Origin of the sequence: Panacibacter microcysteis, from assembly GCF_015831355.1 — a bacterium.
Taxonomy (GTDB): Bacteria; Bacteroidota; Bacteroidia; order Chitinophagales; family Chitinophagaceae; genus Panacibacter; species Panacibacter microcysteis.
Genome location: NZ_JADWYR010000001.1, coordinates 2,717,820 through 2,741,296 on the forward strand (window position 1 = coordinate 2,717,820; position 23,477 = coordinate 2,741,296).

Genomic DNA, 23,477 nt, shown 5'->3' on the forward strand with positions numbered 1-23,477 from the left:
CATTACCGTTACTACAGGAATACAGCAACTGCCAAAGATTCCATCAAAAATTCAATCAGCCAGATGCGCAATTTTCGTTTGCCTTCAAAATAATTCCATAAAATAAAATCAACAAAGAGCAGGTAGCTTTCAATTAAAATAAAAAACAATGCTTGTAGCAGAAGCGAAGAAAAAAACTGAATGCGCCAGATATAAAAACCGACGCAAATAAAAGGCAGTATAAGTGCTATAATAAGGAACGGAGAAAGCCTGTGCAGGCATTTTTTAAATTGAATTCCTTTTCCATAAACAAAACCGTAAAAAGGTTTAGGGTTGAACCTAACTGTGTTCTCTTTGTTACCGTCATTAAAGCTGTAATTATTTCCCGGCAATGTAAGCATGGTCGTTAATTAGATTACACAGTTTTTCTCTATCGTACAAAGTAATGCACATTACCACTGCCTGTCAATACACAAAAAGGTGTATTTATACAACCAGGTTGTTTTCCAGCGCATACCTCACCAGCATAGCAGTATTCTTTACATGCAGTTTCTTAAGCATTTGCTTTCGGTAAGTATTTACTGTTTTATCGCTCAAAGAAAGTTCGGTAGCTATACTTTTATCAGTATGCCCGTTAGAGATCAGTTGTAAAATTTCTCTTTCACGGGTTGTAAGCGGTTGCTTTTCATCCATAAATCACTTTTGTGTAAAAGTCAATATAATGATCACTGTATGCAATACACGAAAAGGTGTATTGTGCCCCGTTTATAACTGCTATGTTTCGTATAACGTTGCAGCATTGCTGCTGTCATTTTTATTGTTGCCGGCAATGGTTTTTCATGGCATCGCCTGTTGTGTCACTCACTTCAGGGTTCCGATTTTATGGCGACTGCAGCGTTTTGATATTCGCACATCTTGAGCAGTGGCGCTGTGTGTGCTTGTTAAAGCCATCAATGCTGCCGTAAAAGACAAGCCTGTAAAATTGCAAACAGTTTATATTTGAGTCACACAGTCATAACTAATATTTGTACAATGAATAGCTATTTTGTGCAGGCAACAGTTGCAGACATACCACATATTTGGTCAATACTACAAGGTGCTATTGCCCGCAGAAAAGCAGATGGCAGCCAGCAATGGCAGGATGGGTACCCCAACCCTGAAGTACTGCAGCGGGATATAAAGAGCGGTGTTGGTTATATTTTGAAGATAGGTGATGAGATTGCCGGCTATACTGCCATACTAATAAACGATGAACCGGCATATGCCGGTATTGAAGGAGCATGGTTAACCAATGATGATTTTGTGGTGTTTCACCGTGTGGCGGTGGCGCAAGAATTTCTTGGCCAGGGCATTGCAAAAAAACTGCTTACATACATAGAAGCTTATGCACGCAGCAAAGGTATCCGCAGTTTAAAAGCAGACACAAATTTTGATAATGCCGCCATGCTGGCCACTTTCGAAAAAATGGGCTATCAATATTGCGGGGAAGTATGGTTTAGGGGAAACCCAAGGCGTGCTTATGAAAAAGTATTAGCAACCATTCCATAACAACTTAGTTTATAGATTATGAAAGGCAGACACATCACCATGCACAACCTACGCACAACAGCAGTTTTTGTAGTGCTATTTTTGTTTTTATGTACATTCTGTACAAATGCACAACAGCAAAATATGGTTCGAATTGCAAAGATTAAAATTGATTCGCTTCAGGTGCATCAGTATTATGCTGCACTTAAAGAGCAGATGCAGGCTGCTATAGCAAAAGAACCTGGTGTACTTACGTATTATGCAGTAGCTGATAAAAAAGATGAGACCAGTATTACCATCCTGGAGGTTTACGCAGATCCCACAGCTTATCAAACACACATACAAACGCCGCATTTTAAGAAATATAAAGAGACGGTGAAAGATATGGTTAAATCATTAGAGCTTACAGATGTTGAGCTTATTGCCACTGCTATGAAGCCTGCCGAATGATTTGACTGCTTTGAATAAAGTTTGAGGTACAGTAATATGGTTGATTTATTCCCCTTTGAAATTAAACCTGCTATAGACTATTGCGCAGACGAACCCGGATGTGCTGAAAAATATTATACAGTACAAGAGTGCGACGCAACGGAAGCTTCATACATATTCTATAGCCGGGTACAACAACAAAAAAAGGCTGCCGGAGCAGCCTTCCCGTTTCCCGGTCATGTAGCAGTATGAACTATTTTTTACCGTATTTACCTGTCCTTACATCTTTAATTACTCCCTTCCAGTTTAAGCCAAAAGCAAAGTCGTAAACGTTACCTTCGCTATCCTTGTGTGGTTGCATATCCTGTGGTACGTCTTCCTGCTGTGTTTCTACTGTCAGCATATTTGCAGGCATTTGTAAAGGCAACAAACCCGATGGTTCAGTTGCGCCGGATAGTATATCCATCAAAGCCTGGTCCTGCACACCAAAAGTTACCAGCAGGCCTTCTATTTTCGATTCAAACTCGGCCACCACGGCAGGGTTGGACAGTGCCATGCTTACAATTACCGGCCTGCCATTCATAGCGGTTTTTGTATCGAGTATAAGCTGCAGGTCTTTGGTATTCGATGCGGTGGTTGTTTTGCCTTTATAAGTGCGGTTGGTTATGGTTGGGTCAATAACAGGATCGCCGGCTGCAATACTCTGGCTCCTGGCCTCAGCAGCCGTATAGGGGCCATATTGAAGGCTTATGGGTACATAGCCATTGCCGCCATTATCGCGGTCAGCTTTTTCATAGCCAACACCACCATTGGGGCCTTTTACCAATACCAGGGCAATATCAGCTTTCGCCGGATCGTCTGTTACATTGAAATATTTTTTTACAATATCTATGTTTACAGGGTATTCTTCCCGCTCAGGCGTCATATTACCAAACCAATCTCTCGCTGCAGGTACGGTTCGTTTTGGTATATATATGGTCTTTGTTTTTGCAAGCGGCAGTACATTGTTTTTGTTTTTCAGCAATACGATCGATTTCAGCTGCGCATCATAGCCAGCCTGCATAAACGCTGCATTACCTGTTGTTTTTACAGAGGCTGCAACATCCAGGTAGGGATTTTCAAATAACCCCACCTGGAGTATATTGCGGAGCAACCTTACGGCAGATTGTTCAAAACGTTTGCGCATCCATGCTTCACCATGTTCTTTTACACCCATGTTGTATGCCTCCATTACCGGCCTGGCATCGTTGTTACCACCAAACTGGTCGAGCCCGGCCATGAGTACTTTGTAATGTCTTTCTGCAATGGTCAGTTTTTCTGCGCCCCATGATTTACCCCAGAAGACATCCGGTGTTTTACCTTCATCACCTGTAACCAGCCAGTCTGTACAAACCACCCCATCATAACCATATTTATTTCTCAACAGGTCAGTAACAATAAATTTGCTGTAGCCATTGCCAACGTTCTCTCCATATTTTGTATCCTGGTTATAAGAAATGGTATAGTATGGCATAACGGCTGCGGCTTTCCGTGTTTTACCATCCAGTTTAAAAGCCCCATCAATAAAAGGTGCAAGCTGGGTATTAAAGTTTTTGCCCGGGTATACCGCAAATTTGCCATAAGCAAAATGGCCGTCACGTCCGCCTTCTTCAGGGCCACCGCCGGGCCAGTGTTTCACCATTGCATTCACGCTGTGAAAGCCCCAGCCATCTTTAATTTCTGCAGCACCGGAAGATGTCTGAAAGCCGTCTACGTATGCTTTTGCCATGTCAGCAGCAAGCTTTGGGTTTTCGCCAAATGTGCCGCTAAAGCGGTTCCAGCGTGGTTCTGTGGCAAGATCTACCTGCGGCGATAATGCAGTGGCAATACCAAGCGCACGATATTCCTGCCCCGCAACCTGCCCAAATTTCAAAACGATTGCCGGGTCGAAAGTTGCGGCAAGACCAATAGATTCGGGCCACATAGAAATAGTGCCACCTGCACCAAGATTATATTCTGCATTCGCCACCACGCCATTGCGGGGGTCAGAACTGTTGTTGGCAGGTATGCCCAGGCCAAGACCCTCAACAAAAGCCTGCACATTGTTGTTCCATTGTGCGGCAACACCGGGGCTCTGCACACGTGTTACGAGTATATGGCGCAGGTTATCTTCCTGTAAAAATTTCTTCTGTTGATCGCTGATTGCATAAGCCTGCATACCACTGGAATCAATTGGTTTGCCGTTATAAGTTCCTGCACCAAAACCTTTCGGTGCTGCCGGTATGGATTGATGTGCACTGTACAACATTAAACCAGCAATCTGCTCCACACTCATCCTGGCAGCAAGATCCTTTGCTCTTGTATCAACAGGTAAACGCCAGTCTTCGTACACATCGAGTTTGCCATTTTTATTCAGGTCTTTAAAATGTCTGCCCTCAACCGTAAGTATCGTAATACCCGATTCCGGTGAATAACCGAGTGTTGGTCCATTACTATTCGATACTGTTTTGAAAGTACTGCCGGTACTGCTTTGGGCAATGCTGCTGAAACTGCTTATAAGCAACAACAATGTGCCCGTACCGAGCGTACAGAAGAATGATTTTTTCATATGCAGTGTTTTATGGCAATAAAATAAAATACCTTTATTGCGTGTTTGGTACGCAATGAAGTATGAAAATAACACTTTTTTGTATAATATATCATCATCACACAAATACTGCGACATTCCCCGTAAATTCAGCGACGAAAAAAAAGGCTGTATGGAGCCCGGCTGCAGAACAGGCATATGGCTTTGGTTGCGTCGCACACTTGTACGACATAATTTAATGCGGCAGTTCCGGGTGTAACAACGTACTCTCTATAAATCACGCTCTTTCGTAAACCGACTATTATTATGAAGCAGTTTATAAATATGTTTGTGCTTGTATTGATTTTGAGTATTTGTAACAACTACCTCTATGCACAGGATGTATACGGGCACCTGCGTGAGGGCTGGCTGCAAAAAGCGCAACAAACACAGCCCCCGTTAATAGAAACAGTGAAGCAGCCTGTAACGCTGGTCAACATGCAAAAAGACACCACGGCATTTCAACACTGGAAAGCCGTGAACCATTTGCCGGTAGATTCGCTTTACAAAAGATCTTTTAAAAGTCAGTCAGGCGTAATAGCAGATTTTGGTGAACACCTTACCGGTTATTTTACTTTTTCGCTTGCTGAAGCTGGCAGTGTTCCCGATGCTCCTGTACGCATCAGGTTTACATTTGGTGAAGTACCTGCTGAACTTACCACACCATTTGATCCGTATCCCGGTGCGCTAAGCCGTGGCTGGCTGCAGGATGAGATTGTTACAGTTTCAGATATACCAGCAACAATTACTATTCCAAGGCGGGTAGCTTTCCGGTATGTAAAAATGGAGTTGGTAAACAGTAATGTTTATCCTGACTTTCGGATCAGCAATATATCTTTCACAGCCACCACATCGGTAAAAGCAATGCCAGATACACTTACAGCATCAGCAGGCAAAATGATTGCCGCTATAGATAAGGCAGGGTTAACAACATTGAAAGAATGTATGCAAACCGTGTATGAAGATGGCCCAAAACGCGACAGGAGATTATGGATCGGAGATCTTTACCTCGAGTCGCTTGCCAATATGTATTCATTCAGGAACTACGATCTTACCAAGCATTGTTTATACCTCATAGCCGGGCTTAGTTATAAAGATGGGGTAGCGGCTTCTAATATTTTTGAAAGACCCACACCGCATCCGCAGGTAAATCCTTTGTTTGATTACGCACTCATCTACAATGTTGCCGTAAAAGAATACGTACAGGCAACAGGCGATAAGCAAACCGCCACAGATCTTTGGCCTTTGATCAGGCGGCAGTTAGATATACCCAAAAAATACATACAGCCCGATGGCATGCTTGATTATGAAAGAGCCAATAAAGAGTGGTGGCTTTTTTTCGACTGGCGCAGCGGTCTTGATAAACAGGCCGCCTTACAGGGAGTAGTTATATGGGCTTATAAAAATACGTATGAGCTAGCAAAAATGATTGGTAAGCAAAATGAAGTGTCCGACTTGCCCGCACTTATAAACAAACTGTCCAGTGCCGCGCACAAAAATTTGTACGATGCCGCTACGGGTGTTTTTATAAGCGGTAAAGATAAACAGGTATCATATGCTTCCCAGGCCTGGATGGTGCTGAGTGGCGTTGCTTCAAAAGCAGAAGGCGCAAAAGCACTTTCTAAACTTGCTGTTATGGATAATGTTGTTTATCCCGGTGCGCCATACCTGTATCATTACGTTATCGAGGCTATGATAACATGTGGTATGAATAAGGAAGCAAAGACATTACTGGTGGATTACTGGGGCGGTATGATCAACAAAGGCGCAGATACATTCTGGGAAGTCTATGATCCGAAAGATGATTTTTTGTCGCCGTATAATTTCTTCCCCATAAACAGTTACTGCCATGCATGGAGTTGTACGCCTGTGTATTTCATAAGGAAATACCCGCAAATATTCCAGGGCCAATAGGTAGCACCAAAGGCGTATTTGTTTTCTTGCTATCCGGGTTTTATAAATGTGTCTTAGGTTAGTTACACGTAAGCATTCAAACAGCATACTTTAAAAGAAGGATTTGCTATAGTTCATAAAATAATTCAACGCAGGTTATCAGGCAACAACACAGATTGATTATATTACTTTCAAACCACCTTCATATGAAACGATTGCTGATATATTTTCTAATCGCTTTTTCATCTGCACTGCATGCGCAAACAATTATTCCGCTTTACAATGGTGCAGCACCCGGCTCAGAAAATTGGAACTGGCAGGAGCAGCAGATAAAAACAGACGTTGGCACAATTGTGATGGATGTAACAAAGCCTTCGCTTACCGTTTTTAAACCGGAAAAACCAAATGGTACAGCTGTTATTATTGCGCCGGGTGGCGCATTTCATGCATTGGCTTACGATCACGAAGGAGTGGAGGTTGCAAAGCGCCTCAATGCAAAAGGTGTTACGGCCTTTGTGCTAAAATACAGGGTGGTACATACAGACCCTGCACATCCTGAAAACAGCATTGGTAACCTGATGGCCACAAAAAATTTTAAGAAGCTCGATTCATTAAATGCCTTGGTTATACCACTGGCATTGCAGGATGGTATAACTGCTGTAAGCTACGTGCGCACACATGCCAAAGAGTACAGCATAGATACGGCAAAGATTGGTTTCATGGGTTTTTCTGCCGGAGCCACATTAACCATGTCTGTAGTTTACAGTGCTGCTGCTGAAGCCAGGCCAAATTTTATAGCACCCATTTACGCATATGAGAATGCTATTGCTGGCACAGCCGTACCCGCAGTTACAACGCCCATTTTTATTGCGTGCGCAAGTGATGACGATCTTGGCTTTGCCTTACACAGTGTACACATTTATGAGAAGTGGCACAATGCAGGCCAGCCGGCCGAATTGCACATGTACGAAAAAGGTAAACATGGTTTTGGAACACGCATGCAAAACCTCCCGGTAGATTCATGGATGGACATGCTTACAGACTGGATGAAGATGCATGGATTTATAAAATAGATTTGGTACCGGCAAAGAATATGCATGAAGCTGCTGTTGCGTCGCATTACGTTCATCTGCAATGCAGGTGGCATCTGCAGTTCCCGGTACATGGCTCCGCAACTAATAGCGATGGGCTTTAAAATTTTCATTTCATATACTTATGCTCATTGTGCAGAAGCGTTTTACTTTTTGCTGAGCGCCGTTGCTCTCTTGCTGCATAAGGAACAGGATGTACAGGAGTGCGACGCAACGAAAGCTTAATAGTAGTAATGCAGCCGGGCTCATAAAAAATAGTAACGTACATAGCTTAGATTGTATGTTATAATTACAGAACTTCATACACTTAACTTAAATATGCTTTCATGAAAAAAACAATTGTCTCACTCTTATGGCTTGCCGGAATATGCAGTGCCTGCAACAACGGCGAACAAAAAGAAAATACAGCAGATTCAGCAGCAACGGCGGTAACTGCAGACCCTGCCAAAGACTGGAAATTTGGTATTGCATTATGGACGTTTCATGATGTAAACTTTCCGGCGGCTTTGGACAGGGTAGACAGCGTGGGTTTAAAATACATTGAGCCTAATACTTTTCACGCAGCGGGTGCAGCGTTGAAAGATTCGATGATCATGCAATTGTCGCCTGACGGCATTGACAAACTAAAAGCGTTGATTGCGCAAAAAGGACTAACAGTAGAATCGATGTACATTGTAGGAGATTCTACCATACAATCCTGGGTGAAGCAGTTCGACATAGCCAAACAGTTTGGTGTAAAATTCGTGACAACAGAACCACCTGTAAAGATGTGGAACAGCATTGATAGTCTTGCCGGTGTTTATGGTGTAAAGGTTGCTATACATGAACATTGGAAAGGGGTAAGCGATTACTGGAATCCTGACACAACGCTGATGGCAATAAAAGACCATCCAAACTTTTATGTATGCGCAGACCTTGGCCACTGGCCAAAAAGCGGCATTGATCCACTGGATGCAATAAAAAAATTAAGTGGCCATATAATAGGTGTACATTTTAAAGATATTGCTGCATATGATAACCCTGCATTGAAAGATGTAGTTGCTGGTACAGGTGTGGTAAAGTTTCCTGAAATATTTGCAGAGTTGAAAAAACAAAATTTTAGTGGTAACATTTACATAGAGCGGGATTCTGTAGAACCACATGGCAACGTTGCATCTGTAATGCAGGAAATAAAGTATTACAATGAGCAGGTGGGTAAGCTGAAATAGTTGACTGTAAAGGCTTACAGCCGTTGAAAAGTATATACCGGGAAAGGTGTATACTTTTTTTATTGCTTGCATTTTAATGATCCGCGTTGTAATTTGTTGCCTGATTCATCAAGTGTTTTTTCATTAACTAAACTCTTTCTGCTATGAAAACTTGTAGACCATTAACAACTGTTGTGTTATTTATTTTATGCTTTGCCTGTAAACGGGAAGTTGTAAAACAAACATCATTAGGCGCGTTTTCTGTGCAAGCCCTGGCAACATTCACAGACACTGTCAAAATTCCGATCAACGACCTTGGAGCGGGTACATTTATGGGTAAGGTTGGAGGATTATACCCTGGTGGTGTAAATGCGCCTTTTGGTACTTATGCGGCCGACCTGATGACTTTTTCAAAAGATATTAAACCACTCAATGCTGATGGCGAGCCCGCATCGAACGGTGTAGTTGGTTTTATTGCTATTGGTGGAAGCACCTGCGGCAAAATGATGTCTGCACTTACGGATAAAACGACCGGGAACCCACTTACCAATGGAAAACTTAAAATGGTGAACTGTACCAATGGTGAAGGTTCTGCATCGCTCAATAGTTTGATGAATGCGTCTGATACCATATGGCCTATTATTATGAATAAGCTAGGAAGAAGGAAATTAACGGTAAGCCAGGTGCAGGTAATCTACCTTGAAACAGATGATTCCATACAACTGAGCGGTTTTCCTGACAGGCCACTAAGAGCAAAGCAGGAGTATGTACAAACACTGAAGATGTTTAAAACAAAATTCCCAAACGTGAAGCTTGTATATGTGTTAGGAAGAACAACCACGTTTCTGACCAAAAAGAAAAAGCTGATACATAATGTAGAGCCCAATCCTTATTACAATGGCTGGGCATGTAAATGGCTGATCGAAGATCAGATGAATGGTGTACCGGGCACACGGTACAAAGGGGCTTCGGCAGAAGTACCAATGGTTACATGGGGTTGGTACCAATGGGCTTATGGTACCTCTCAACCCCGCAAAGATGGCTTTACATGGGAGGCTTCTGATACCGAAGATGGTTTGCATGCTACGCCTGCAGGATCGGATACATTGTCAGGGTATTTTCAAAACTTCCTGCTTACTGATATCTATGCAAAGAACTGGTATGGAAAACAGGATTAATTGAGTGAAGCGGGTGAATATATTATTGTTTGAATTAATAATATGCTTTGTTATATATATTATATTTAGTATACTTGTTATTCACCTCTCAAACTACAATCAATGAAAAAGATTTTTACCATTATCCTCTGCACGGCCGTGTGCCTGTGTGCAGCCAACCAGGTTCATGCACAAAAAATTTATAAAAGTAAAGCTGTAGCCAGCTACCTGAAGCATGTTTCAAGTAATGAAACGCAACTGCAGCGTGCTGTACACAATGAGTTTAAAAGAAGCAGTTCTGTTGATGTAATTGATTTTGCGGATAACATGACCAGCAGGCGGGAAAATCAAACACTCAAGCCATTTTTGAAGGCACAATCAGCATTTAATGTAGATAATGCTGCCGGCTTTACCGGTATTAAAAACAGTTACCCCGACGTGCTTACGTTAATCATTCCATTTAAGAATGAAAAACTGACTGTAGACCTGATTAAATCAGATATATTGACCAATACATTCAGGGTTATAACAGATAAAAATCCTGCAGGGGAATTGGTAGAAAAGGGTGCCCATTACAGGGGTGTTGTACGTGATAGCAAATCGATTGTGAGCATCAGTCTTTTTGACAAAAAAGTAGAGGGATTGATTTCTATGGAAAACCGGTCTAATATCGAGATAACAAAATTGCTCGGTAAAAATGAAAATGATGCGCATGCTGTTTATGCCACAGAAGATCTGCTGGTAAAAAGCAATGGTCAACAAAATTGTCAACTCTTAAATCCGCCAAAATCGGAGCTGATAAAAACCCCGGGTAAGAACGTGGCACCTGCGGCAAACATGCAGACATGTGTTACCAATTATTGGGAATGTGCTTATAATCTTTATCAGTATTTTGGAACTACGTCTGGGGTGAGCTTTTTTACAACAGCATTATTTAATACTTATGCAACAATATTTTCAGATGAGCGAATCGGTATGAAATTAAATACCGTTTATATTTGGACTAGTGCGGATCCTTATGCAGATGACCTGAATACCTTCTCTTCATTACGTACAGGTTTTACGGAAAATCTTGCTATGCTCTTAAGTTCAACAGGCGGTGGCGGGGTTGCATGGCTGAACACACTCTGCTTTACAGGAGATTATTACAGACATTCTTTTTGTGGAAGTATTTTATTGTCAACAGTATTACCAATTACAACATATTCATGGCCTGTGAACGTAACTACCCATGAAGTTGGTCATAATTTAGGAAGTCCGCACACACATGCATGCGCGTGGAATGGCAATAATACTGCTATTGATGGTTGTGGACCTTCTGCAGGTTACAGCGAAGGATGTACAAACAAACTTCCTTCGACCGGTGGAACAATAATGAGTTACTGTCATTTGACTTCTGTTGGAGTAAAGTTGACAAAAGGTTTTGGGACACAGCCGGGTGACTTAATAAGAAGTGTAGTGAGCTCTTGCATCACATCAACCTGTCAACCAACCGGTAATACATGCAGACCGCCTTCAAATTTGAGAACGACCAACATCACCACGGGTGGAGCTACCTTGCTTTGGGCAAAAGTTGCCGGAGCCACATATTATTATGTCTATTTAAGTTCGGATAACGGGGCGACCTTTTCTCTTGTTGGCAACTATATTTATGGAACTACATTTAGGGTATCAGGTCTTTCTGCTAATAAGAACTATATCTTCGAAGTATGGGTTGCCTGTGCCAGCGGCCTGAATAACTCTGCCAGTTCGAGCTTTACAACCGCGGCAGCTTCAGTTGCACCCGGTATAAATGCAGATGGTAAGAACGCTGTGTTTTCTGTATATCCGAATCCCGTAACAGGTGGGCGATTCACTATATCACTGTTAAAAGGCTATGAAAACTCTACGGTGGAAATACTCAATAGCTGGCAACAGGTAATAATTGCCAGTAAAGTGAAAGGCTTGCAGCATTCGTTTAATACTTCTTTGTCAAAAGGAATTTATTACGTACGTGTAACAAATAAAGATGAAATGATTACAGGCAAGCTACTGGTTGAATAGCAGTCTGGAAAAGTATTACAAAAGCAGCCCAGATGGGCTGCTTTTTTTATCCGTAAATTATGTGTAATAACCGTTTAGCTACAAGCTTTGCCTTTTGTACAATCAGGAACGGAATAATAAAATAAAAGCTGCACTTTTATATTCCCGCTTTAACCACAGGCTTCTGCACCTTAACCGCATTATTTACTATTTCAAATAATTATATATGAGAAAGTCATTTCTGCTGACAGGCGCATGTATGCTTTTGTTGTTGTTTACGCTATCATGTACCCGGTATGGCGACAACCGTAACATAAGTGTGAGTATAAGTGAAAATGAACATACGTATAAATTAGTTGCTTATTTCAACAGGAATAAAACAAAGGCTGTGCATGAATACATGGATCAAATATTGGGTAGCTATTCCGATATGTCATTTGTAAACAGTGAAATTGATGCAGATCTGACACTCAATAACGGGGCTACGTTTTACCTGAAATCTGTACCGGGAGAATTAGAAGTAGCATTGGACAAAAGGGAAAATACCAAGGCCAACTATATTATCATAAAAGATATGTGTGCAGGTATAAAGGACGTGGTGAAAGATTAGTATCATCCGCTTAAATCCGGGCAGGGATCTTTTTCGTTTATTTTAACGCAAATTTCATTACAAAAACTGTGTAAAATGCGACTAATAAACGTCTAAATAGTAACAATTAAATGCTGTACTATGGAAAGGATCTCTACTCAACAGGAAATTTTGCTGGCAACAGGTACTGCTTTTTTTGAACAACAATGTTTTGAAAGAACGGAGTCAGGCAGTAACAAAGCGCTTTCGCAAAAAGAAAAAATAGAAGAAGCTTGCTGGAATGGAATGTTGCCTGACCTGCTCCCTGGCATTGTGGAAAAAAACGAAAATGGTAAATACCTTTTACTTTGGAACATTGCGCATCATAAAGCCTTTATGGAAATAGACCTTTGTGATGAACCGATAGCAAATGACGGCTATTATTCGGTAAATCCTTATGTGTTTCTGCAGCACCATAACGGTAACTAAGTTTTGTGCATTCAGGCAATGAAACATAATACTGTGATCTCCGCTTTTGCTGCATAGTATTGATGGCGCTGAAGAGTGCGACGCAACGAAAGTTTCATATTGTTTTGACAGCCGGGCTCATAAATTCATTTAAAATAAAAAACGCCACTTGTAAAGTGGCGTTTTTTATTTATCGTTTTTCGTAAGACGGTAATTTTGGTGGCATGTACCCTTTTGTCTTCAGGAGGTTTTTAATTTCGCTGATTGCGCGTTCTAACTGAGGATCTGTGTCTTTGGCCATAGCGGTGAGATCTTCCGGTACTTCGATGTCTGGCTCTACACCATGCCCTTCTTTAAACCAGGTGCCATCAACATTGTACATGCGGAAAGTCGGAACCGTTACACTTCCACCATCTATCAGGTCGGGGGACCCGCTCAAACCAATGAGGCCGCCCCATGTTCTGGTACCAATGAGCGGGCCAAGACCTTTTTTACGGAAATAATCGGGAAAGGCATCTCCACCGCTGCCACTCCAGCCATTCATCAGCATTACTTTGGGGCCGTAGTTTGCGAATGGTGGCCATTGCCATGACTCGCCGTCGCGTATGGCCCAATATGCAAGTGGTGTGCGATTCAGCATTTCTATAAAACGGTCTGGTATCTGGCCACCATCATTGAACCGTTCATCAATAATGAGGGCTTTTTTCTCCGTTTGCGCATTGAGCTGGCGCAGCAATTCTGTCTGGCCATCTACTCCTGTGCTTGGAACATATACATAACCCACTTCGCCATTGGTAGCTTCTTCAACACGTTTACGCATTGCTTCTATCCATGCAAGATTGCGTAAGCGGTACTCGTCATCCATCGTTTGTACCACAACTGTTTTTGCATTGTTAAATGATGGAATATTGTTATACGTTAATTCCACTGGTTTGTTGGAAAGCCCGAGAAACGCTGCGTATGGTTCGCCGGCAGTTGTAAGTGCCACACCGTTTACAGCCAGTATGTAATCGCCTTCCCTGATACCAAGCCATGTTACGTCCAGGGATGAATGAACTTCTGCATCCCACGGTGCGGCTTTAAGTATTTTTTTGATTCTATAGAAATTGCCTTCTGCCTGCCAGTTAATACCCAGGTAACCGCAGCTTTGAGACTTTTCTTTTTCTATATCGCCGCCGCCATGATAGGTATGTGAAGCATTTAATTCGCCAATCATTTCGCCGATTATGAAATCTACTTCTTCGCGGGTCATAGCATGCTCAACCATTTTCAGGTAGCGTTCTTTTACAAGATTCCAGTTTACGCCATGCATATTTGGATCGTAGAAAAAATCTCTCTCCATGCGCCAGGCATCAGTAAACAATTGTTTCCACTCTGCCATAGGTTCAACAATACTCATCATTTCAGCAGTTCGAACAGGTTTATCGAATTTCTGGCCTTCGTCAGCCGCGATAACGGCAAATGATGAGCCTTTTGCGGCCAGCAGTTTTTCTTTGTTTGCCGCCATGATATAGTAGTCAGCGCCATCGAGAATAGTTTTTTCTTCACGTTTATCGAGGTCGTAAAACTTAATAGCGGGAGACCCATCATTGCTGCCTGTATTAGGGTAACGCATGTAAATGATCTTTCCTTTTATTGCATTGAGATTGCCAAGATTACCGGCCACTGGAGAGAGAATCAACATACGCTGTTCTATTCCGTCAAAGTCAATTGCGACAGCATCTTTGTCGACCGATTTTTTATCTGAAGCTGTATCTTTTGCATCTTTTTTCTTTTTTGTATCTTTTTTGTCTGCCTGTTTTTCATCTTTTGTTTCATCTTCTTTGATTGATACCGTGTCGTTTTTAGGCGCAAAAATAGAAACGGCATCTTTCTTCAAAGGGATAGCAGCGAGCTGTGTGGAGTTGGCGTAAATAAATGAGTTGTCAAAATCGCTGTAGTAGGGATTGAAAGACTGGTTGGTGAGCAGGTAAATGTATTTACCCTCTTCATCAAACACAGGGTTATTGGAGTTGTAGTAACCGCTTGTAACCTGTTGTGCTTTTTTTGATTTCGTATCGTAGACAAAAACAGCGTTGTGCCAATTTTCAATGTCCCGGGCATAGGTCAGCCACCTGCTGTCCGGGCTCCAGCTACAGCAAAAGCCTTCCAGGTTGCCGTGAGACCAGCGTAAGGCTTTATCAACATCGTAGATTTGAGCCGCGGTAATATCGTAAATCTTAATCTTGTTGCCTTTATCGATAAAGGCAAGCTTTTTACTGTCGGGACTCCAGTAAAGCTGATACCGGTAACCAGCGTCCAATGAAGTAAGTTTTGCGGCAGCATTTTCTTTACCAGGCTGCATCATCCATAGTTCGTATTCGCCTGACTGGTCACTCCAGTAAGCAATGTTTTTACCGTCAGGGCTGTAAGCGGGATAACGCTCTGCAACGCCCGGACTTGAAGTAAGATTTTTTACAAAGCCATCTTTTGCGGGTACGGAAAAAATATCACCTCGTGCTTCTACGATTACGCGGTTGCCATCGGGGCTTACGTTTACGTGCTGAATATATCGTTGTGCACTTTCTGCTTTAGGTTTCAAAGCAGTTCTGTCTGTTATAACATCCACTTTTACTTCTTTCACCTGCTTCGAGGCAAAAGAATACAGGTAAAGTTTGCCACCTTGTTCAAACACTATTTCGTCTGACCCCATAGATGGGTAATGCGCGTCATAATCGGTATATTTTGTAAGCTGCTCAAATTTCTTTGCAGGAATATCATAACGCCAGAGATTCATTCTTTCTTCTGTGCCGCGGTCTGAAAGAAAATAAATTGAATTGTCATGCCACATCGGAAATTCATCTGCCGCGTCGCTGTTGGCGGAGATGTTTTCGGAGGCCAGCGTGGTAAAATTGAAAATATGGATATCAGCATTCCAGCCACCGCGATAGCGTTTCCAGTTGCGGCCAACCTGCGAGCGAAAGTTGAGTGCCATTTGTTTGCCATCAGGAGAATACGAACCAAACTCTGCATAAGCCATCGGAAGCTTTTGTTCTGCACCGCCGTTTGCCGGTGCAGTATAAAACTGGTTGAAGCGGTATTTGCCGCTTTCCCTGATTGACGCAAAAAATATGCTTGTACCATCTGGTGTCCAGTCTACAAGACGGTCTCCATAACTGTGTGCGGTAATGCGAACCGGTACACCACCGGTAACGGGCATCACGTACACATCTTTGTTCCCGTCGTAGTTGCCGGTAAATGCTATACGTTTACCATCCGGTGAAAACTTCGGATAGCTTTCCACACCGGCGGGAGAACTGAGTTTAATAGCAGTGCCACCTTCTTTTGGTACTACCCAGACGTCGTTTGCATAAGTGAATACGATCTGTGTTTTTGATACATCGGGAAAGCGAAAAAGGCCGGCATCGGTTTGCGCCAGTAAAGACATACTACAACATGCTGCCGGTAGCAGGCATGCAAACATTTTCTTCATGTTGACTATTTTAATGAGATAAATAAAATGTGGCCAGGGTGTGTTTATACGAATAGCGCCTGAAAGTTATAACAGGTGTTGTGGTAATGGGAATAGTTTTTTGTTGACCGGTTAAAACAGGGGAGCAGTGGATTAGCAGAACTCACCCCCAAAACTTTTGCAATGCGACATATTTAAAACAATGATTAACAGGTGTATCAGCTTTTGAGAAACAGATTAATTACCTAGACTTGTCATAACTGGCGGTGCACACTAATTATAGTTTATGACCCATTAAAAAGCTGTCGCAAAATGATCTGCAGTACAAGAGTGCGACGCAACAGGCGATGCCACAACGCACTGCTGCCGGGTACATAAATTTCTTTTCACCAATACAATTACAATGCTTATTCATTACATTTAGCCCAACGATTGTAAACTAATACCTAAATACTTTTTATGCGTACATCAAGAAGAGACTTTTTAAAAAAAGGTACAATGGCTGCGGCCGGCGCAGCTTTGTTGTCTAATAAAATATTTGCAGCACCTGCAACAGCAACCATCCTTGGCGTGCAGTTGTATTCTGTAAGGGAAGACATGTACAAAGACACGTTGGGCACATTGAAAAAAGTGAGTGATGCCGGTTACAAATATGTGGAACATGCCGGCTATAACAACCGTAAATTTTATAGTAAATACACGGCCGCCGACTTTAAAAAAGTATTGGCAGATCTTGGCATGCAAATGAAGAGCGGCCATACCGTAATGGGCCGCAACCATTGGGATGAATCTAAAAAAGATTTTACTGCTGCATGGAAGTATACTGTAGAAGATGCCGCAACAGCAGGGCAGGAGTACGTGATAAGCCCATGGCTGGATGAAAGCTACCGTAAAGACTATGATGGTCTTAAACGCTATATGGAAGTGTTTAATAAAAGTGGTGAACTGTGCAGGAAATCTGGTATGAAGTTCGGCTACCACAACCATGACTTTGAGTTTAGTGAAAAGCTGAATGGCGAAAAAGTATTTGACATTATCCTGCAAAACACAGACCCTTCTCTGGTGGCGCAGCAACTGGATATCGGAAACATGTACCATGCAGGCGGTGTGGCACTGGATATTGTAAAACAATACCCCGGCAGGTTTGAACTGATGCATGTAAAGGATGAGATAAAAGCTGCCAAAGGTGGAGAAATGGGTGGTGAATATGAGAGCACCATTTTGGGTAAAGGTATTATACCTGTAAAGGAAGTGATTGACCTGGGTAAAAAATCGGGTGGTACCATACATTTTGTGGTAGAGCAGGAATCTTACCAGGGTATGGCGCCTATAGATTGTGTGAAAGAAGATTATGCTATTATGAAGGGATGGGGATATTAAACCGCTAAATATTTTAAACATAAACGGCGGCGCGCAGCGCCGCCGTTTATGTTTTGGCAAACTTATTTTACTTCGAGTGCCTTTTTAATCATCGGGTCATTTACATTACTTACTTCGTAAAAGCCCTCACTGCGCCAGATTTGACGGGCAAGTTGCGCAGGAAATTTATCCAACAATTCCTTCTTTGCTTTGCTGTCAACCTTTGTAAGATCAATACTGTCGCGTTTTGCAAAATCAGTCAGTTGTTGCCATTCACGCTCACCGGCAGTGAAACTCTTTGCCAGGTCGAGCGGGGTTTTGTAAGCAGCGAGTGCGTCTTTATGCTGTATGTAATACGTGTATACAAAATTATTGAGTGTGTTTCTTATGTAAAGTTGTACAACCGGCTCGGGCTGAGATGCTGTATCAAAAGCAACAAAGATATCTGGCGTTATACCACCGCCGCCATATACCGTGCGGCCACTTTTTGTTTTAAATGCGGGCCCGGCAGGTGTAGAGGTATCGCCATGCACCACTTCTCCGTTGTGAAAGCGTGTAAGCAACTCTTCTTCGTAGACCTCCCTGTTGTTGCTTTCATAAGGTTTTTGAATGTTGCGGCCCAGTGGTGTAAAATATCTTGCCACGGTAAGGCGCAGGGCACCACCATCACTCAGGTTAAATTGTTGTTGTACGAGGCCCTTACCAAATGTGCGCCGGCCAATGATCGTGGCGCGGTCCCAATCCTGCAGGGCGCCGGATAATACTTCGCTGGCACTTGCAGACGTTTCATCTACCAATACCGTAAGTTTACCGGTTTCAAAAAGGCCATCACGTTTGCAGTGGTACTCCATCTCCGGTACGTGCGTGCCTTTTGTATATACGATCATCTTATCATTGTCAAGAAACTCATCGGCAATATCTACAGCTTCCTGCAATATGCCGCCGCCGTTACCACGCAGGTCGAGTATAAGCTCTTTCAATCCCTGTTTCTGCAGGCCTTCCAGCGCAGCCATAAATTCTTCGTAGGTGGTTTCAGAAAACTTGTTGATGTGTATAAAACCCAGGCCCGGTTGCATGATGTATGCAACATCAACAGAAGGTACCGGTATGGTGCCCCTGGTGATCATAAGTTTTACCGGTTTGTTATCCCTCAGTACTGTAAGCGACACCTTTGACCCGCCTGCACCACGCAGCATTTTTCTTATTTCTGCCGGCTTAATTTTTACACCGGCAACATTGGCCGTATCGTTTACTTTGATGATCTTATCGCCCACCTGCGCACCGGCTTTGAAAGAGGGGCCATCTGCTATTACGCTCACAATATTCACCGTGTCGCTAAAAATCTGGAACTCCACTCCGATACCCTGGAAATTGCCCTGCAGGTCTTCGGTAACATCCTGTAGTTCTACCGGCGGTATGTATAGCGAATGTGGGTCAAGGTGAGCCAGCATTTTGTTGATGGCATCTTCTTTCAGGCTGTCCACCGCAACCGTATCCACGTATTTATTTTGAATAAGGTTTAATATTTCCTGTATAGAACTGCTTTTTGTATTTTTCAGAAAGCCGGAAACACCGCCTGTATCTTCCCGCAGTTTGTAGCCGATCCACATACCCACCATCATAACAATTGAGAAAAGCAACGGCAGCCAAACCTGCAATTTTTTATTTACCATTTTGCCAAGTACTTAGATATATTCTTAAAACACGAATATCAGTAATAATGTTATTAATGATCTTACAAATGTTACCGGCTGCAGCAAACAAAGAATATTTTTATGATGCCGGCTGCAGGTACGTTGTGGCATCGCCTGTTGTGTCACTCACTTGTGCTTCCTGTTTTTATGGCGGCTGCAGCGTTGCGGTTTATCCCGCGTCTCCAATCATTTTTGAAGTAATTACCCAATTTTTTCCTTTTGTAACATTTCCCGCCTATATTTGCAACCCCAAATAAGGGAAAAGGCCTCGTAGCTCAACTGAATAGAGCATTTGACTACGGATCAAAAGGTTTCAGGTTTGAATCCTGACGAGGTCACATCTTGGGACAAACAGAAAATGACTGAGTTGTCCCATTTTTTTTGCCCTGAAAAGTCTTACCAACCATCAACATAATTCTGCACGCTTCGTTGACTCTTGTGGTTAAATATCAAAGCCCGTCAAAAAGTCGATTTTTCGGGGAACATTTGAACCAATTATCTTTTTTTGTTGGGTACAGTTCGTTTATATATATGATATACCGTTGCGATGTATTGGAAACAATCATATCCGGCAAAATTTGAATGTGGTTTAGAAATTTGGTTCAAATCAAAACTTTATGTAAGTTTATATTTGCAAAACGGGATGAAAAGTAACCCTTTTATCAAACAAGGACTTAAATGATTGGACAATACAGATATTTAGAGGACTTTATCAAAGAATTACGTTCCAATGGAAAATATGCATTTTCATTACGAGAAGTACGAGGCCGTTTTGAGCAATCGGATGAAGCGATAAAGAAAGCGTTGCAGCGACTAAAAAAGAAGAATGAAATTGCTTTAATAAGGAACGGGTTTTATGTAATTGTTACTCCCGAATACAGCAGTAAAGGAACACTTCCACCATCGCTTTTTGTCGCAGATTTGATGAAGTTTTTGGAGAGAGATTATTACGTAGGGTTGTTAAATGCAGCTACTTATTATGGAGCTGCACACCAGCAACCACAATCTTTTTCAGTGATCACAATGAAGCCAGGTTTGCGTAGTATTCATAACGACAACCTGAAAATGAACTTTTATATAAAGAAGGAATGGGACAAAGGTGATATAGTTCAAAAAAAGGTTGATACAGGATATATAAACGTATCATCGCCGGAATTAACTGCGCTGGACTTAGTATATTATTTTGATCAGGCGGGTGGTTTCAGCAGAGTAGCGACTGTGCTGGAAGAGCTTTGTGAAAGCATTGATCCCGATAAAATGCTTGACCTTGCGAAACGGTATTCTCCTATAACAGCGGTTCAACGTTTGGGCTTTCTGCTTGACGAGATTTTAAGTATGCCGGATTTAAGCGAGCCTATAAAAGGCTATTTAAAAACAGTGAACTATTTCCCTGTATTATTAAGACCGCAAAAAGAAAAGCCTGAGATGATTACCGGTAATGATTGGAAAGTTGTTCAAAATATAGAAATAGAAACCGATTTATGATTCCTCAGGCATACATAACCGCGTGGCGTAAAAAGGCTCCCTGGCAGGAAGATTTCCAGGTTGAACAGGATCTGGTAATTGAGCGTGCCTTGATGGCAATATACAGTAATGAATATTTAAAAGAGCGATTGGCATTCAGAGGGGGAACGGCATTACATAAATTGTATCTCTCGCCTGCCGCAAGGTATTCTGAAGATATAGATTTAGTGCAAATCACAGCAGAGCCATTTGGGTCAATTATGGATAAGTTACGAGAGACTTTATCCTTTTTGGGCGATAAGCCAATACGTAAGCAGAAACAGCATAACATTACATTGGTATACCGCTTTGATTCAGAGGGTGGAATTCCGTTGAGATTAAAAGTGGAAGTGAATTGTCGGGAACACCATACAATTTTTGGCATTCAGGATGTAAAACATACTATGCAGTCTGAATGGTTTACAGGTGAAGTTTTGATACCGTCATACCAGTTACCGGAATTATTGGGTACTAAAATGCGTGCGCTTTATCAGCGCCGAAAAGGGAGAGATTTATTTGATATGTGGTTTGCATTGATTCAAGGCAAGGTTGATCCACGTGCTGTTATTGAAGCATGGAACTTTTATATGAAAGAAGAACATAATGGTGTAACACAGAAAGAGTTTCTAGAAAATATGGAAAAGAAAATTGAAGATGCAGATTTCACAGGCGATATGAATGGATTGCTTAGAAGTGATATTCAATACAATATAAGTGAAGCATACAAATTTGTAAGAACAAATCTTTTGGAAAAGATTTAAAATCAAATAACTATAAGCAAAATACAATTTATCCAGTGGGGCACTCCAGATAGAGGGAATCTGAGCTATGTAGTATTAAACCTGAATCAGCATAACATAACTCATCTAACAATATTAACTCCGGCGAAAGTTGTTACAATTATCAACCTGCTCAAACCGCATCGTTGCTGCTATGAAATGTACAGTACAAGTGAGTGACACAACAGGTGATGCCACGAAGTACTGCAGCCCGCCACCAAATTATTATTGCCTGCTTTTACGGATATACATTTTTTAAATATTCCGCCATTCAACTTCGGGCTAAACCTTTACTGTTTCGGCTTGTTTAAGTTGGTAAAGCATAGTTTTGAAAATACTCCTCACAGGTGCTACGGGTTATATAGCGCAGCGGTTGTTGCCCGAACTTTTGGCTGATGGTCATTTTGTGTATTGCTGTGTGCGTGATAAGGCGCGGTTCGATCTGCATCGTTTCAATAATCCGAATGTAGCTGTTGTGGAAGTTGATCTGCTGAAGGAGGAAACACTTCAGCATATTCCTGCAGACATAGAGGTGGCTTACTACCTTGTGCATTCCATGTCTGGCAGCACAGATTTTTCTAACCAGGAAGCACAATCGGCGCAGCATTTTAAAGCACGTATGAATACTATACAGGTGCGGCAGGTAATTTACCTTACGGGCATTGTAAATGAAAAAAGTCTTTCTAAACATCTTGCATCAAGACTGGAGGTAGAGAAAATCCTTGCATCGGGAGATTATGCGCATACCATTTTAAGGGCAGGCATCATTGTAGGTTCGGGCAGTGCTTCTTTCGAGATCATACGCGACCTGGTAGAGAAATTGCCTGTCATGATTACGCCACGCTGGCTAAATACCAAAACGCAACCCATTGCCATACGCGATGTTGTTGCATACCTCAAAGGCGTTATCGGTCTTGAAGAAGCATACAATAAAGGCTTCGATATCAGCAGTGGCGAAACGATGACGTATAAAGAAATGTTGCTGCAGTTTGCAGAAGCACGTAAACTGAAACGCAAAATTTTTGTACTGCCGGTACTTACGCCAAAGCTGTCATCTTACTGGTTATATTTCGTTACATCTACCAGTTATACGCTGGCAAAAAACCTGGTAGATAGTATGAAGGTTGAAGTGATCGGCAAGCCGAATACGTTGGCGCAAACGATTGGTATTACGCCCACACCTTATAAAAAAGCGATTGAACTGGCATTTATGAAGATCGAGAATGACCAGGTTTTGTCAAGCTGGAAAGATGCGCAAAGCAGCGAGCTGTTATACAAGGGGCTCACCACACATTTAACAGTGCCCAAAGAGGGTACGCTGAGCGATAAGCGCAAACAGAAAGTGGCAGATATAAACCGCACGCTGGAAAAACTTTGGCGCATTGGCGGCAATACAGGCTGGTACTACGGCGAATGGTTATGGGAGTTTCGCGGGTTCCTGGATAAGCTTTTTGGCGGTGTGGGCTTGCGCAGGGGCAGGCGCAGCCCCACGCAGATATACCCCGGAGATTCACTCGATTTCTGGCGTGTAATGATCGCCAGCAAGGCAGACAAGCGGCTGTTGCTGTATGCAGAAATGAAATTGCCCGGTGAGGCCTGGCTGGAATTCTGTATTAACAAAGATGGAGAGCTGGTGCAAACGGCAACCTTCAGACCACTGGGTTTAAAAGGCCGGTTGTACTGGTATAGCGTGTTGCCATTTCATGGGTTTATTTTTAAAGGCATGCTGAATGCATTGTGCAAATAATAAGAACGCCACGTAAAC

Annotated in this window: 18 protein-coding genes and 1 tRNA gene; 14 read left to right on the forward strand and 5 right to left on the reverse strand. The window is 42.4% G+C overall.

The annotated features are described in order from the left end of the window. Positions 1 to 11: 11 nt before the first annotated feature. Together I5907_RS11145 and I5907_RS11150 are read right to left on the reverse strand one after the other, a co-directional pair. The gene (locus tag I5907_RS11145; RefSeq protein WP_196990786.1) at positions 12 to 380 is read right to left on the reverse strand and encodes a hypothetical protein; all 369 of its coding nucleotides are present in this window, start codon (positions 378 to 380) and stop codon (positions 12 to 14) included. Positions 381 to 465: 85 nt separating this feature from the next. Next, positions 466 to 672, reverse strand: coding sequence for a response regulator transcription factor (locus I5907_RS11150; RefSeq protein WP_196990787.1), 207 nt, complete (start codon positions 670 to 672; stop codon positions 466 to 468). 339 nt (positions 673 to 1,011) lie between these two features. On the opposite strand from I5907_RS11150, the gene I5907_RS11155 reads away from it, so the two are divergent. Together I5907_RS11155 and I5907_RS11160 are read left to right on the forward strand one after the other, a co-directional pair. After that, positions 1,012 to 1,527, forward strand: coding sequence for a GNAT family N-acetyltransferase (locus I5907_RS11155; protein ID WP_196990788.1), 516 nt, complete (start codon positions 1,012 to 1,014; stop codon positions 1,525 to 1,527). Positions 1,528 to 1,650: 123 nt separating this feature from the next. Next, entirely contained in the window at positions 1,651 to 1,956 is a 306-nt protein-coding gene (locus I5907_RS11160; protein WP_196990789.1) for a putative quinol monooxygenase, read from the forward strand. Between the two features lie 232 nt (positions 1,957 to 2,188). On the opposite strand, the gene I5907_RS11165 is transcribed toward I5907_RS11160, so the two are convergent. Further along, complete coding sequence (locus I5907_RS11165) at positions 2,189 to 4,522, reverse strand: glycoside hydrolase family 3 protein (RefSeq protein ID WP_196990790.1); 2,334 nt, start codon at positions 4,520 to 4,522, stop codon at positions 2,189 to 2,191. Positions 4,523 to 4,807: 285 nt separating this feature from the next. Between I5907_RS11165 and I5907_RS11170 the strand changes: the two genes are divergently transcribed. The 7 genes from I5907_RS11170 (at position 4,808) to I5907_RS11200 (ending at position 12,947) form a co-directional block, all read left to right on the forward strand. Continuing rightward, complete coding sequence (locus I5907_RS11170) at positions 4,808 to 6,454, forward strand: alpha-L-rhamnosidase-related protein (RefSeq protein WP_196990791.1); 1,647 nt, start codon at positions 4,808 to 4,810, stop codon at positions 6,452 to 6,454. Positions 6,455 to 6,639: 185 nt separating this feature from the next. Further along, positions 6,640 to 7,506, forward strand: a complete 867-nt coding sequence (locus tag I5907_RS11175; RefSeq protein ID WP_196990792.1) for an alpha/beta hydrolase — start codon at positions 6,640 to 6,642, stop codon at positions 7,504 to 7,506. A gap of 344 nt (positions 7,507 to 7,850) precedes the next feature. Further along, positions 7,851 to 8,732, forward strand: a complete 882-nt coding sequence (locus tag I5907_RS11180) for a TIM barrel protein (RefSeq protein ID WP_196990793.1) — start codon at positions 7,851 to 7,853, stop codon at positions 8,730 to 8,732. Between the two features lie 143 nt (positions 8,733 to 8,875). Continuing rightward, the gene (locus I5907_RS11185; protein ID WP_196990794.1) at positions 8,876 to 9,889 is read left to right on the forward strand and encodes a hypothetical protein; all 1,014 of its coding nucleotides are present in this window, start codon (positions 8,876 to 8,878) and stop codon (positions 9,887 to 9,889) included. Positions 9,890 to 9,991: 102 nt separating this feature from the next. After that, positions 9,992 to 11,911, forward strand: coding sequence for a zinc-dependent metalloprotease (locus I5907_RS11190; protein WP_196990795.1), 1,920 nt, complete (start codon positions 9,992 to 9,994; stop codon positions 11,909 to 11,911). 205 nt (positions 11,912 to 12,116) lie between these two features. Then, positions 12,117 to 12,500 (forward strand): hypothetical protein, encoded by a 384-nt coding sequence (locus I5907_RS11195; RefSeq protein WP_196990796.1) that lies wholly within the window; start codon positions 12,117 to 12,119, stop codon positions 12,498 to 12,500. Positions 12,501 to 12,620: 120 nt separating this feature from the next. After that, positions 12,621 to 12,947, forward strand: a complete 327-nt coding sequence (locus I5907_RS11200) for a hypothetical protein (RefSeq protein WP_196990797.1) — start codon at positions 12,621 to 12,623, stop codon at positions 12,945 to 12,947. Positions 12,948 to 13,116: 169 nt separating this feature from the next. Here the strand turns inward: I5907_RS11200 and I5907_RS11205 are convergent, their stop codons facing one another. Continuing rightward, positions 13,117 to 16,398 (reverse strand): S41 family peptidase, encoded by a 3,282-nt coding sequence (locus tag I5907_RS11205; RefSeq protein WP_196990798.1) that lies wholly within the window; start codon positions 16,396 to 16,398, stop codon positions 13,117 to 13,119. A 438-nt stretch (positions 16,399 to 16,836) separates the two neighbouring features. Between I5907_RS11205 and I5907_RS11210 the strand changes: the two genes are divergently transcribed. Next, positions 16,837 to 17,757, forward strand: coding sequence for a TIM barrel protein (locus I5907_RS11210; protein ID WP_196990799.1), 921 nt, complete (start codon positions 16,837 to 16,839; stop codon positions 17,755 to 17,757). A gap of 62 nt (positions 17,758 to 17,819) precedes the next feature. Here the strand turns inward: I5907_RS11210 and I5907_RS11215 are convergent, their stop codons facing one another. Next, positions 17,820 to 19,409, reverse strand: coding sequence for a S41 family peptidase (locus I5907_RS11215; protein ID WP_196990800.1), 1,590 nt, complete (start codon positions 19,407 to 19,409; stop codon positions 17,820 to 17,822). Between the two features lie 285 nt (positions 19,410 to 19,694). On the opposite strand from I5907_RS11215, the gene I5907_RS11220 reads away from it, so the two are divergent. The 4 genes from I5907_RS11220 (at position 19,695) to I5907_RS11235 (ending at position 23,459) form a co-directional block, all read left to right on the forward strand. Further along, positions 19,695 to 19,768, forward strand: a tRNA-Arg gene (locus I5907_RS11220). 340 nt (positions 19,769 to 20,108) lie between these two features. Then, positions 20,109 to 20,915 (forward strand): type IV toxin-antitoxin system AbiEi family antitoxin domain-containing protein, encoded by an 807-nt coding sequence (locus I5907_RS11225; RefSeq protein WP_196990801.1) that lies wholly within the window; start codon positions 20,109 to 20,111, stop codon positions 20,913 to 20,915. After that, the gene (locus I5907_RS11230) at positions 20,912 to 21,694 is read left to right on the forward strand and encodes a nucleotidyl transferase AbiEii/AbiGii toxin family protein (RefSeq protein WP_196990802.1); all 783 of its coding nucleotides are present in this window, start codon (positions 20,912 to 20,914) and stop codon (positions 21,692 to 21,694) included. The genes I5907_RS11225 and I5907_RS11230 overlap by 4 nt, the downstream gene beginning before the upstream one ends. A 346-nt stretch (positions 21,695 to 22,040) precedes the next feature. Then, positions 22,041 to 23,459, forward strand: coding sequence for an SDR family oxidoreductase (locus I5907_RS11235; RefSeq protein ID WP_196990803.1), 1,419 nt, complete (start codon positions 22,041 to 22,043; stop codon positions 23,457 to 23,459). Positions 23,460 to 23,477 lie beyond the last annotated feature (18 nt).